Source organism: Streptomyces sp. SudanB25_2051, assembly GCF_964272635.1.
Lineage (GTDB): Bacteria > Actinomycetota > Actinomycetes > Streptomycetales > Streptomycetaceae > Streptomyces.
The window spans coordinates 4,746,600-4,759,091 of sequence record NZ_OZ186787.1; the positions used below are offsets into that span (position 1 = coordinate 4,746,600).

Sequence of the window (12,492 nt, forward strand, 5' to 3'; positions counted from 1 at the left end):
TGGCGGACAGTCCGTGTCAGGCAGTGGGACGAGGAGTAGGGTGCCCGGCATGTCTCGCAGCATCAATCTCGCAGTGATCCCCGGTGACGGCATCGGCCAGGAGGTCGTGTCCCAGGGGCTCAAGGTCCTGTCCGCGGTCCTCCCGCAGGACGTGAAGCTGGAGACCCGGGAGTACGACCTCGGCGCCCAGCGCTGGCACCGCACCGGGGAGACCCTCCCCGACGCGGAGCTGGAGGCCCTCAAGGGCCACGACGCCATCCTGCTCGGCGCGATCGGAGACCCGTCCGTGCCGTCCGGCGTGCTGGAGCGCGGCCTGCTGCTGAAGCTGCGCTTCGCGTTCGACCACTATGTGAACCTGCGCCCGTCGAAGCTCTTCCCGCACACGGCGTCCCCGCTGGCCGGCCACCCCGACATCGACTTCGTCGTCGTCCGCGAGGGCACCGAGGGCCCGTACACGGGCAACGGCGGCAGCCTGCGCACCGGCACCCCGGCCGAGGTCGCCACCGAGGTCAGCGTCAACACGGCGTACGGCGTCGAGCGCGTCGTCCGCGACGCGTACGAGCGCGCCAAGGCCCGCCCCCGCAGGAAGCTGACGCTGGTCCACAAGAACAACGTCCTCGTCCACGCCGGACACATGTGGAAGAAGATCTTCGACAAGGTCGGCGAGGAGTACCCCGAGGTCACCACCGACTACCTCCACGTCGACGCCGCGACGATCTTCTTCGTCACCCAGCCCGAGCGCTTCGACGTCATCGTCACCGACAACCTCTTCGGCGACATCCTCACCGACCTCGCCGCGGCCGTCACCGGCGGCATCGGCCTGGCCGCCTCCGGCAACATCAACCCGACGGGCGCGTTCCCGTCGATGTTCGAGCCCGTCCACGGCTCCGCGCCCGACATCGCGGGCCAGGGCAAGGCCGACCCCACCGCGACCGTCCTGTCCGTCGCGCTGCTCCTGCGCCACATCGGCTACGAGGCCGAGGCAGCCCGCATCGAGGAGGCGGTCGCCGCCGACCTCGCCGAGCGGGCCGGCGCGCCCGCGCGCACCACGGACGAGATCGGCGACGCGCTCGCGGTACGCGTAGCGACCTGACCCGTCGACTGGAGCACCAGAACACAGCCGCCGGGTCGCACAAGCGCCCGGCGGCTTCTCCTGTGCGGCCGCGGGGTGCCACCATCGAACCCATTGGACCGCGGTACACCCGTTTCCCCGCCGCCGCCCGCGAGCGATAATCGAACGCGGGGCCGCGGCATGCGGTACAGCTCGGACGTCCTGACAGCAGCCGCGGCAGCGGCTGGAGCGGCGGCGTGAGCGCGGTCCGACCCACACAAACCGGTGAAGGACACAGCACCCATGACGACGCCCACGACGATCGAGCTCAAGCCCTCCTCGAACCCGCTGTCCGCCGCCCAGCGCGAGGCGATCCTGGCCAACCCCGGCTTCGGCCGCCACTTCACCGATCACATGGTGACGATCAAGTGGACGGAGGGCCGCGGCTGGCACGACGCGCAGCTCACGCCGTACGCCCCGCTGTCCCTCGACCCCGCCAACATGACGCTGCACTACGCGCAGGAGATCTTCGAGGGCCTCAAGGCGTACCGCCGCCCCGACGGCTCGGTCTCCCTGTTCCGCCCCGAGGCCAACGCCGAGCGGTTCCAGCGCTCCGCCCGCCGCCTCGCCATGCCGGAGCTGCCGGTCGAGACGTTCGTCGAGGCGTGCGACGCGCTGGTCCGGCAGGACGAGGCGTGGGTCCCGCCGCACGGCGGCGAGGAGTCCCTCTACCTGCGCCCGTTCATGATCGCCACCGAGGTCGGCCTCGGCGTCCGGCCGGCCAACGAGTACCTGTTCATCGTCATCGCCTCGCCCGCCGGCGCGTACTTCCCCGGCGGCGTGAAGCCGGTCTCGGTCTGGCTGTCGGAGAACTACGTCCGCGCCGTCCCCGGCGGCATGGGCTTCGCCAAGACGGGCGGCAACTACGCCGCGTCCCTGCTCGCCCAGGCCGAGGCCGCCGCGGAGGGCTGCGACCAGGTCGTCTGGCTCGACGCGCTGGAGCACAAGTGGGTCGAGGAGATGGGCGGCATGAACCTGTACTTCGTGTACGGGAACAAGATCGTCACCCCGGAGCTGACCGGCTCGCTGCTGGCCGGCATCACCCGTGACTCGCTCCTCCAGGTCGCCCGTGACCTCGGCTACGAGTCGGAGGAGGGCCGCATCTCCACCGAGCAGTGGCGCCGCGACACCGAGAATGGCACCCTCACCGAGGTCTTCGCCTGCGGTACGGCCGCCGTGATCACCCCGGTCGGCACGGTCAAGTCGGCCTCCGGTGAGTGGACCCAGGGCGACGGCCGGCCGGGCGAGGTCACCCTGAAGCTCCGCCGCGCGCTGCTGGACATCCAGACGGGCGCCGCCGAGGACACCCACGGCTGGACCCACCCGGTCGCCTGACCTCCGCGGGGCTTCCCGCACTCTCGCACCTGTCGCGCCGCGCCCGCCGCGGCCCGCCCACCGCCGTCCGGCGGTTGCGCGGGCCCGGCGGGCGCGGCGCGTTTCACGGTGCGGGCCTTCCCCGGACCTTCTTGTACGGGAGGCCCGCACGCGCTGCCACACATCCCCGCACCCCGGCCCCTCCCGTACCCGCACCCCGCGCCCGTCGGTCCCGCACCGGACCGGCGGGCTTCTTGTTCGAGTGATGCTCAATACGTTGGAGCGCCGATTCCGGTGGCTGTCTTCCCTTTGCGGTGCACCCACTTTAGAGTGACACTCTAAATCCCGTCGTCTACGCCAGGAGGTGCGAGGCCGTGCGCCTGACCCCCACGGAACGCGACCGGCTGCTCCTCTTCGGGGCCGCCGAACTCGCCCGGGCCCGCCGCGCCCGCGGGCTGCGGCTCAACGTCCCCGAGGCCACCGCCCTCATCGCCGACACGGTCTGCGAGGCGGCCCGCGACGGCCGCCGGCTCGCCGAGGCGATCGAGGCGGCCCGCTCGGTCCTCGGCCCCGACGACGTCATGCCGGGCGTGGCCGACGTGGTGACCGAGGTCCACGTCGAGGCCGTCTTCGACGACGGCTCCCGCCTGGCCGTCGTCACCGACCCCATCGGCGGCGCCTCCGCCGGCCACGACGCCCCCGGCGCGCTGCTGCCGGGACCCGGATACGAGGAACCGGCCCCCGTCACCACCCTCACCGTGCGGAACACCGCCGCCGTGCCGGTCAGCGTCACCTCGCACTTCCACTTCTTCGAGGCCAATCCCCGGCTGCGCTTCGACCGGGCGGCGGCGTACGGGATGCGGCTGTGCGTCCCGGCGGGTTCGTCCGTCCGGTTCGACCCGGGCGGCGAGGCCGAGGTGGGGCTCGTGCCCATCGGCGGCGACCGGGTGGCGATCGGGTTCGCCGGGCTGGTGGACGGCCCGCTCGACGCGCCCGGCGCCAAGGAGGAGGCCCTGCGCAGGGCCGCCGCCTGCGGCTACCTGGGCGCCGAAGCTCCACCGGAGGCCGTACCGGAGGCCGTACCGGCGGCGCCGGGGGCCGGGCCGGCAGCCGTACCCGGGGCCGGGCCCCGTCCCGTACACGACCGTGAGACCGCCGCCGGAGCGGAGGAGAACGCCTGATGGACCCCTACGAGTACGCCTCCGTGCACGGCCCCCGCGCCGGTGACCGCGTCCGCCTGGGCGACTCCGGGCTCACCGTCCGGGTCGAGTCCGACGCGCAGAGGCCGGGCGACGAGTTCCTGGCCGGGTTCGGCAAGACCGCGCGCGACGGACTGCACCTGAAGGCCGCCGCCGTACGCGAGACCTGCGACCTGGTCATCAGCAACGTCCTGGTCATCGACGCCGTCCAGGGCATCCGCAAGGTGTCCATCGGCATCCGCGAGGGCCGCATCCACGCCATCGGGCGGGCCGGGAACCCGGACACCCTCGACGGGGTGGACGTGGTCGTCGGCACCGGCACGTCCATCGTGTCCGGCGAGGGCCTGATCGCCACCGCCGGAGCCGTCGACACCCACGTCCACCTGCTGTCGCCCCGCATCATGGAGGCGTCGCTGGCCTCCGGCGTGACCACCATCATCGGCCAGGAGTTCGGGCCCGTGTGGGGCGTCGGCGTCAACTCGCCGTGGGCGCTGCGCCACGCGTTCAACGCCTTCGACGCCTGGCCCGTCAACATCGGCTTCCTGGCGCGCGGCTCGTCCTCGGACGCCGCCCCGCTGGTGGAGGCGCTCGCGGAGGGCGGCGCCTCCGGCTTCAAGGTCCACGAGGACATGGGCGCCCACACCCGCGCCCTCGACACGGCGCTGCGGGTCGCGGAGGAGCACGACGTCCAGGTCGCCCTGCACAGCGACGGCCTCAACGAGTGCCTCTCCGTGGAGGACACCCTCAAGGTCCTCGAAGGCCGCACCATCCACGCCTTCCACATCGAGGGCTGCGGCGGCGGCCACGTCCCCAACGTCCTGAAGATGGCGGGCGTCCCCAACGTCATCGGCTCGTCCACCAATCCCACGCTGCCCTTCGGCCGGGACGCGGTCGCCGAGCACTACGGCATGATCGTCTCCGTCCACGACCTGAAGACCGACCTGCCCGGCGACGCCGCCATGGCCCGCGACCGCATCCGCGCCGGGACGATGGGCGCCGAGGACGTGCTGCACGACCTGGGCGCGATCGGCATCACCTCGTCGGACGCCCAGGGCATGGGCCGCGCGGGGGAGACCGTGCGCCGCACGTTCGCCATGGCCGGCAAGATGAAGGCCGAGCTCGGCCCGCTGGAGGGCGACGGGGACGGCGACGACAACGCCCGCGTGCTGCGGTACATGGCCAAGCTGACCATCAACCCGGCGATCGCGCACGGCCTCGCCCACGAGGTCGGCTCCATCGAGCCGGGCAAGCTCGCGGACATCGTGCTGTGGCGGCCCGAGTTCTTCGGTGCGAAGCCGCAGCTCGTCCTGAAGGCCGGCTTCCCCGCGTACGGGGTCGTCGGCGATCCGAACGCCGCCACGGACACCTGCGAACCGCTCGTACTGGGCCCGCAGTTCGGCGCGCACGGCGCGACGGCCGCGGACATCTCCGTGGCGTTCGTCTCGGGCGCGGCCGCCCAGCTGGGCGCCGACCTGATGCCCACCCGCCGCCGACGGGTCGCCGTGCGCGGCACGCGCGGCATCGGCCCGGCCGACCTGCGCCTCAACTCCCGCATCGGCGAGGTCGCCGTGGACGCCCGGACCGGCCTGGTCACCCTCGACGGCGACCCGGTCCGCTCCGAGCCCGCCGACTCCGTCTCCCTCAACCGCCTCTACTTCCTCTGAGGACCGCCCCCATGACCTTCCGCATGCCCGCCGAGTGGACGCCGCACGAGCGCACCTGGATGGCGTGGCCCACCGCCAACCCCACCTTCGGCACCCCCGAGGCACTCGCCGAGGCCCGCGCCGCCTGGGCGGACGTCGCCCGTGCCGTACGCCGCTTCGAACCGGTCACCATGGTCGTCGCGCCCGGCGACACCGCGTCGGCCCGCTCCCTCCTCGGCGACGGCGTCGACCTGGTGGAGCGGGACCTCGACGACGCCTGGATGCGGGACATCGGCCCCACGTTCGTCACCGACGGGCGCCGGCTGGCCGCCGTGGACTGGGTGTTCAACGGCTGGGGCGCCGCCGACTGGGCCCGCTGGGAGCACGACGCGAAGATCGCCCGCCATGTCGCGGACCTCTCCGGCGTCCCCGTGCACGCCAGCCCCCTCGTCAACGAGGGCGGCGCGATCCACGTCGACGGCGAGGGCACGGTCCTGCTCACCGACACGGTCCAGCTCGGCCCCGAGCGCAACCCCGGCTGGACCCGCGCCGAGGTCGAGGCGGAGATCCACGCGAAGCTCGGCACCACCAAGGCGATCTGGCTGCCGCGCGGACTGACCGCCGACTACGGCGACTACGGCACGCGCGGCCATGTCGACATCGTCGCCGCCTTCGCCCGCCCCGGCGTCGTCGTCGCCCACACCCAGCCCGACCCGGCCCACCCCGACCACGAACCGTGCCAGGAGACCGTCGCCCTGCTGCGCTCCCAGACCGACGCCCGCGGCCGTGCCCTGGAGGTGGTGGAGGTCCCCGCGCCGACGGTCCTCCAGGCGGACGGCGAGTGGGTCGACTACTCGTACATCAACCACTACCTGTGCAACGGCGGCGTCGTCCTGTGCGCCTTCGGCGACCCGCGCGACGAGCTCGCCGCCGGGATCTTCCGCCGCCTCTTCCCCGACCGCACGGTCACCCTGGTCGACGCCCGCCCGGTCTTCGCCCACGGCGGCGGCATCCACTGCATCACCCAGCAGCAGCCCAAGGTCTGACGACCCTCCCGTACGGAAAACCGCTGGCCAGGCCATGGGCGCGGCTGACAGCCTGCCGCCCATGGCCCACCTGCGCCCCGCCCCGCACCCCGACTACCGGATCACCCGGATCTACGTCCTGCACGAGGACGCCTGGCACATCGAACTCGACCACCGCGACGCGAAGTGCCTGGTCACCGCCGTCATCCCCGACGAGGACCCGGCGCGCGAGCCGTCCTTCCACCTCTTCGCCCCGGACGGGCACGACGTGCCGTACGAGGTGATGGAGTGGTTCATGGCGGAGGCGGCCGACGAGGTGCGGGCCATCCGCGCCTGGACGAAGCTGCCGCCCGCCGCCGTGGACACGGTCGTGGCGCTGCGCGAGGTGGTGCGTGACGGCTGGGACGACGAGGACGGCCCGGCCCTGCTCGCCCTGCTCTCCGGCGTGCTGCCCGCCGACCAGGTGGCGGCCGTCGTCCTGGAGGTACTCAGCCTCGACACGGCCGCCCTGGCCGGGCCGCCGCCCACCCCCGCCGCCGTGGCGGCCCTGCGCGGACGGATGACCGAGGCCGGATGGAGATCGGGTACAACGGACGGGTGAACGACGCCCAAGCCAGCCCCGCCGAAGGCCCGTCGGCCCGCACCGAAGGCCGCGCCCGCGCCGCCGAGGGCCCCGCCGACGCGCGTGCCGCCGAGGGCCCCGCCGGCGCCTCCGCCGCCCGTGCCGCCCGGCGCCGCAACACCGCTCCGCCGCGCGAGGACGTGCTCGCCGCCGCCATGGCGACCATCGCGGAACGCGGCCTCGACGGGCTCACCATGGCCGGGCTCGGCCGGCAGGTCGGCATGAGCAGCGGCCACCTCCTCTACTACTTCCGCACCAAGGACGAGCTGCTCCTGCGCACCCTGGAGTGGAGCGAGGGCCGCCTCGGCGCCGAGCGCAGCGCCCTGCTGTCGCGCCACGACCTGCCCGTCGCCGCCCGCCTCGCCTCGTACGTCGGGCTGTACGTCCCCGACGGCCCCCGCGACCCGCACTGGACGCTCTGGCTGGAGGTGTGGACCCGCTCGCAGAACGCCGACGCCGAGGCGCGCGACCGGCAGGCCGCCATCGAGGGCGCCTGGCACCGGGACCTCGTCGCCCTCATCGCCGAGGGCGTCTCGCGCGGCGAGCTGCGCCCCGTCGACCCCGACCGGTACGCGGCCCGGCTGCGCGCCCTCCTCGACGGGTTCAGCGTCCATGTCGCCGTCGGCCTGCCCGGGACCGGCCGCGAGCAGGTCCTCGCCCAGGTGCGCGAACACCTCGACGAGACGCTGCTGCGCCGCGAGGACGCGCCCGGCACCGGGGCCTGACCGCATCGTGAGACCTCTGCCCGTCAGGTGGCGCGGCTGTGGCACACTGCCGCCGTGCTCGCAAACCCGATGATTATCGGCAGCAGCGCGCCGGTCCGCAGTGACCGCTGACCCGACAGCGACCCCGTCGTGGCAGCGGACACCGTGTCTCAGACCCGCGCGCAGACCTCTCGCACCCGCGAGGGGTCTTTTCGTTTTCCGGCCCCACCCGAGGGCCGGCGGCGAGCGCGCGAGAATGGGGACGAGCGGATCGACCCCCCCCATTCCCCCGTCCCGGGTCCCCACCCCCGTCCGGCCCGGGCGGGGAAGGACCGCACCGGAGCCCATCCGACAGGAGCAGGACAGCCATGACCACGGATCAGCCCGTCGACGACAGCTTCCATGTCTTCGACACGACCCTGCGCGACGGAGCCCAGCGCGAGGGCATCAACCTCACCGTCGCCGACAAGCTGACCATCGCCCGGCACCTGGACGACTTCGGCGTGGGCTTCATCGAGGGCGGCTGGCCCGGAGCGAACCCGCGCGACACCGAGTTCTTCGCCCGCGCCCTCGCCGAGATCGACTTCAAGCACGCCCAGCTCGTCGCGTTCGGCGCCACCCGCCGCGCCGGCATCCGCGCCGCGGACGACCCGCAGGTCAAGGCGCTCCTCGACTCCGGCGCCCCGGTGATCACCCTGGTCGCCAAGTCCCACGACCGCCATGTGGAACTGGCGCTGCGCACCACCCTGGACGAGAACCTCGCCATGGTCCGCGACACCGTGCGGTACCTGCGCGAGCAGGGCCGCCGCGTCTTCGTCGACTGCGAGCACTTCTTCGACGGCCACCGGGCCAACCCCGAGTACGCCAAGGCCGTCGTGCGCGCCGCCCACGAGGCCGGCGCCGACGTCGTCGTCCTGTGCGACACCAACGGCGGCATGCTCCCGGCGCAGGTCCAGGCCGTCGTCTCGGCCGTCGCCGCCGAGACCGGCGCCCGCCTCGGCATCCACGCCCAGGACGACACGGGCTGCGCCGTCGCCAACACCCTGGCCGCCGTCGACGGCGGCGCCACCCACGTCCAGTGCACCGCCAACGGCTACGGCGAGCGCGTCGGCAACGCCAACCTCTTCCCCGTCGTCGCCGCGCTGGAGCTGAAGTACGGCCGCCGCGTCCTGCCCGAGGGCTCCCTCGCGGAGATGACCCGGATCTCCCACGCCATCGCCGAGGTCGTCAACCTCACCCCGTCCACCCACCAGCCGTACGTCGGCGTCTCCGCGTTCGCCCACAAGGCCGGCCTGCACGCCTCCGCCATCAAGGTCGACCCGGACCTGTACCAGCACATCGACCCCGAGCTGGTCGGCAACACCATGCGGATGCTGGTCTCCGACATGGCCGGCCGCGCGTCCGTCGAGCTGAAGGGCAAGGAGCTCGGCGTCGACCTGGGCGACGACCGCGAGCTCGTCGGCCGCGTCGTGGACCGCGTCAAGGACCGGGAGCTGCGCGGCTACACGTACGAGGCGGCCGACGCGTCGTTCGAGCTGCTGCTGCGCGAGGAGGTCGAGGGCCGCCCGCTGCGCTTCTTCCGTACGGAGTCGTGGCGGGCCATCGCCGAGGACCGCCCCGACGGCTCGCACGCCAACGAGGCGACCGTCAAGGTGTGGGCCGACGGCGAGCGCATCGTCGCCACCGCCGAGGGCAACGGCCCGGTGAACGCCCTGGACCGGGCGCTGCTGGTGGCGCTGGAGCGGATCTACCCGCAGATGGCCAAGTTCGAGCTGGTCGACTACAAGGTCCGCATCCTGGAGGGCCGCCACGGCACGGAGTCCACGACCCGCGTCCTGATCACCACCAGCGACGGCGACACCGAGTGGTCGACGGTGGGCGTGGCCGAGAACGTCATCGCCGCGTCCTGGCAGGCGCTGGTGGACGCGTACACGTACGGCCTGCTGAAGGCGGGCGTCAAGCCGACGGAGAAGTAGCGCACGGAACCTCGTGAAATAGCCCACATGGGGTACCGTCGATGATATGAGGAGGAATCCCCTCTCTTTCCTGGCAGTCGTGGTGGGCCTGGCACTGGCGGTCCTCCTGGCTCTGGCCCCCGGTGCGTCCGCGAAGGCGTCCGACGGGGTGCGCGAGGCGGCCGAGGCGCTGCGCCAGGGCCCCGTGTACGTGCACCCCGCGGCGGCCGGCGAGCTGCCGACGGGGGAGGCGGAGGCGCTGGAGCGCAAGATCCTGGACGCGGACAAGCCGCTGATGGTGGCCGTCCTGCCGGACACGGCGGAGTTCCCGGAGGAGACGCTCCTGCGCGACCTGCGCACCCTGACCGGTGTGACCGGGGTGTACGCGGTCCGGCTCGGCGACGCCTTCGACGCGGGCGCCGACCGGGCGGTCATGTCCCCGCGCGCGGTGGACAACCTGGTCTCGGCCGTCCACCAGCCGGGCGTCGACGCGGCGACGGAGCTGAACGCCTTCGTCGACCAGGCGCTGCCGCAGCTGCGCGGCTCGGCGCCGTCCTCCTGGGAGGGCGTACCGGGCGACGGCGTACCGGCCGGCGGCCTGATCACCATCGGCGTGCTGCTCGCGGCGGTGGCGGGCGGCGTGGCGCTGACGACCGCGCGCAGCCGCAACCGCAAGCGGTCCGAGGAGCGCGAGGCGCTGGACAAGCTCCGCGTGGTGGTGGACGAGGACATCACGGCGTACGGCGAGGAGCTGGACCGCCTGGACTTCCACCCCGCCGACCCGTCGGCCGACGACGCGCAGCGCCGCGACTACGAGCGGGCGCTGGACGCGTACGACAAGGCGAAGCAGCTGATGGCCGGGGCCCGTCACCCCCACGACGTCCGGGGCGTGACCGAGGCCCTCGCGGACGGCCGCCACGCGCTGGCCGTCCTCGCCGCCCGCCGCGAGGGCCGCCCGCTTCCCGAGCGGCGGGCACCCTGCTTCTTCGACCCGCGCCACGGCCCGTCCGTCACCGACCTGTCGTGGGCCCCGCACGGCGGCGCGCCCCGCGAGGTCCCGGTGTGCGCGGCGGACGAGTCCCGCATCAAGGCCGGCCAGGACCCGGCGGCCCGCCAGGTGGCCACGGAGTGGGGCCCCCGCCCGTACTGGGAGGCGGGCCCGGCGTACGGCCCCTGGGCGGGCGGCTACTACGGCGGCGCGCTCCTGCCGGGCCTGCTGATCGGCACGATGCTCGGCACGACCCTGGCCACCCCGGCGTACGCGGGCGAATACGGCGGCGAGGGCTTCGAGGGCGGCGACTTCTCCGGCGGCGACTTCAGCGCGTCGGACTTCGGCGGCGACTTCGGAGGCGGAGGCGGAGGCTTCGGCGACTTCGGCGGCGGTGGCGGAGGCGGCGACTTCGGCGGCGGCTTCTGACCTACCGGCTCTCAGGCCCAGGGGTCTTGTCCAGTGGCCGCGATGCTCTCGCGCTCGGCGTCCGTCAGGAAGCGCGGCGGGCGGTCCCGGCGGAACACGCCGTCGGTACGTCGCCGGACTTCCCGTTCACGAGGCGGCCCCTCGCGTACTCGGCCCGGTGGACGGGCGCGCGGGCTGCGGGCCCGCCTTGCGCAGACGGCGTTCCAGGGGGTGCTCCACCCCGTGGTACGCGGCGGCCGACAGGGCCAGGCTCGCCGCGAGGACCAGGAGCCAGACGCCCGCCGTCGCCGCCAGGCCCACCGGGCGGCCGTACGCGCCCAGCCAGAGGCGGATCACGATTTCGTGGACCAGGTACCAGGCGAACGACCAGTGCCCGAGCCGGATCGCCCACTGGCCGCCCAGCCCCGTCCGGCGGCCCTCCAGGTCGGCACCGGCAGCCGCGGCGACCAGCAGCGCGAACAGCGGCGCCGACAGCAGCTGCGACGCCTGGTACGGGCTGTACCAGAGCGCGTCCGGCACCGCCCTCGACCAGGGGATCAGCACCAGGTGCCACGCCACGACCAGCGCGACCGCCGCGCCCAGCGGCACCCGGGGCCGCCACCCACGCGCCACGGCCAGCCCCGCCGCCACGCCCAGCGCGAACTGCAGGGTGCGGGTCACCGGGAAGTACCCGAGCGCCCAGGACCGTACGACCGGGTCCGCGATCACCGCCCCGCACAGCCACACGGCCAGCCCGCCCGCGCTCGCGGCGACCGCCACGCCGAGCCGGCCGCGCGCCGAGCGCAGCCACGGCAGGGCCGTCAGCAGCGGGAACAACAGGTAGAACCACGCCTCGTCGCTCAGCGACCACGCGGCCGGGTTGCCGCCGCGCAGCAGGTCCGGGACCGGCAGCCAGGCGTTGACCAGCAGGAGCGTCGCCGCGACCGACCGGAGCGTCACGTCCGTGCCGAGGGCGGTATACGCCGCCACGGACAGCGCCGTCGTCACGGCGAGCAGCGGCCAGATCCGGGCGAACCTCCGCCACAGGAACACCTTCGCCGGGACGCGCTGCCCGTCGTACGTCCACGCCAGGACGAACCCGGACAGGACGAAGAAGAACGTCACCCCGCTGCGGCCGTACCAGGTGGCGTCGCTGATCCACGGGATCGTGCCGGTCTGGCGCGACAGGTGGTAGAGGACGACCACGAGGGCGGCCCAGAAGCGCAGGCCGGTCAGGGACGGCAGGCGGTCCCGCGCGGCGAGGTCCGGGCCGGGGCGGCGTACGGGGCGGGCGGTGCGGGGCATCCCGCGATTATGGGCGCGGGGGAGCGGGGGCGACCGGTCGGGGGCCCGGAGGGGTGCCGGAGCAGCGCCCGAGCCCAGCCGGGGTTCCGGAGGGTGCCGGAGCGGTGCGCGAATTCGGCCCGGGGCCCGAGGTGCGCCGGGGGAGCGCCCGAGCCCGCCCGGTCCGCGGCGTACGCGCGCAACGCGCAACGCCCAGCGCCCACCTCGGCCGCCGGGGC

At 74.0% G+C, this 12,492-nt stretch carries 10 protein-coding genes; 9 read left to right on the forward strand and 1 reads right to left on the reverse strand.

Going from position 1 to position 12,492, the window contains the following annotated elements:
- Positions 1–49: 49 nt before the first annotated feature.
- The 9 genes from ACSUPT_RS21425 to ACSUPT_RS21465 all read left to right on the forward strand — a co-directional run bounded on the left by ACSUPT_RS21425 (position 50) and on the right by ACSUPT_RS21465 (position 10,990).
- On the forward strand, positions 50–1,093 hold the full coding sequence (locus ACSUPT_RS21425) for a 3-isopropylmalate dehydrogenase (protein WP_351966759.1): 1,044 nt from the start codon (positions 50–52) through the stop codon (positions 1,091–1,093).
- 261 nt (positions 1,094–1,354) lie between these two features.
- Positions 1,355–2,446, forward strand: a complete 1,092-nt coding sequence (locus ACSUPT_RS21430; RefSeq protein WP_361658644.1) for a branched-chain amino acid aminotransferase — start codon at positions 1,355–1,357, stop codon at positions 2,444–2,446.
- 353 nt (positions 2,447–2,799) lie between these two features.
- Positions 2,800–3,606 (forward strand): urease subunit gamma, encoded by an 807-nt coding sequence (gene ureA, locus ACSUPT_RS21435; protein ID WP_436945304.1) that lies wholly within the window; start codon positions 2,800–2,802, stop codon positions 3,604–3,606.
- Positions 3,606–5,288, forward strand: coding sequence for an urease subunit alpha (locus ACSUPT_RS21440; RefSeq protein WP_361658650.1), 1,683 nt, complete (start codon positions 3,606–3,608; stop codon positions 5,286–5,288). Before ureA ends, ACSUPT_RS21440 begins: the two co-directional genes overlap by 1 nt.
- 11 nt (positions 5,289–5,299) lie before the next feature.
- On the forward strand, positions 5,300–6,313 hold the full coding sequence (locus tag ACSUPT_RS21445) for an agmatine/peptidylarginine deiminase (RefSeq protein ID WP_399219833.1): 1,014 nt from the start codon (positions 5,300–5,302) through the stop codon (positions 6,311–6,313).
- Between the two features lie 61 nt (positions 6,314–6,374).
- On the forward strand, positions 6,375–6,893 hold the full coding sequence (locus tag ACSUPT_RS21450) for a hypothetical protein (RefSeq protein ID WP_436945305.1): 519 nt from the start codon (positions 6,375–6,377) through the stop codon (positions 6,891–6,893).
- A gap of 176 nt (positions 6,894–7,069) precedes the next feature.
- Positions 7,070–7,639, forward strand: coding sequence for a TetR/AcrR family transcriptional regulator (locus ACSUPT_RS21455; RefSeq protein ID WP_351966821.1), 570 nt, complete (start codon positions 7,070–7,072; stop codon positions 7,637–7,639).
- A 347-nt stretch (positions 7,640–7,986) separates the two neighbouring features.
- Positions 7,987–9,594, forward strand: a complete 1,608-nt coding sequence (gene cimA / locus ACSUPT_RS21460) for a citramalate synthase (RefSeq protein WP_351966753.1) — start codon at positions 7,987–7,989, stop codon at positions 9,592–9,594.
- Between the two features lie 46 nt (positions 9,595–9,640).
- On the forward strand, positions 9,641–10,990 hold the full coding sequence (locus ACSUPT_RS21465) for a hypothetical protein (protein WP_361658656.1): 1,350 nt from the start codon (positions 9,641–9,643) through the stop codon (positions 10,988–10,990).
- 126 nt (positions 10,991–11,116) lie between these two features.
- Here ACSUPT_RS21465 and ACSUPT_RS21470 read toward each other — a convergent pair whose 3' ends face one another.
- Entirely contained in the window at positions 11,117–12,274 is a 1,158-nt protein-coding gene (locus ACSUPT_RS21470) for an acyltransferase family protein (protein WP_436945306.1), read from the reverse strand.
- Between the last annotated feature and the right edge of the window lie 218 nt (positions 12,275–12,492).

Coding starts and splice junctions, on each gene's coding strand:
- ACSUPT_RS21425 (WP_351966759.1), top strand. CDS start 50: ATGTCTCGCAGCATCAATCTCGCAGTGATCCCCGGTGACGGCATCGGC.
- ACSUPT_RS21430 (WP_361658644.1), top strand. CDS start 1,355: ATGACGACGCCCACGACGATCGAGCTCAAGCCCTCCTCGAACCCGCTG.
- ACSUPT_RS21440 (WP_361658650.1), top strand. CDS start 3,606: ATGGACCCCTACGAGTACGCCTCCGTGCACGGCCCCCGCGCCGGTGAC.
- ACSUPT_RS21445 (WP_399219833.1), top strand. CDS start 5,300: ATGACCTTCCGCATGCCCGCCGAGTGGACGCCGCACGAGCGCACCTGG.
- ACSUPT_RS21450 (WP_436945305.1), top strand. CDS start 6,375: ATGGCCCACCTGCGCCCCGCCCCGCACCCCGACTACCGGATCACCCGG.
- ACSUPT_RS21455 (WP_351966821.1), top strand. CDS start 7,070: ATGGCGACCATCGCGGAACGCGGCCTCGACGGGCTCACCATGGCCGGG.
- cimA (WP_351966753.1), top strand. CDS start 7,987: ATGACCACGGATCAGCCCGTCGACGACAGCTTCCATGTCTTCGACACG.
- ACSUPT_RS21465 (WP_361658656.1), top strand. CDS start 9,641: ATGAGGAGGAATCCCCTCTCTTTCCTGGCAGTCGTGGTGGGCCTGGCA.
- ACSUPT_RS21470 (WP_436945306.1), bottom strand. CDS start 12,274: ATGCCCCGCACCGCCCGCCCCGTACGCCGCCCCGGCCCGGACCTCGCC.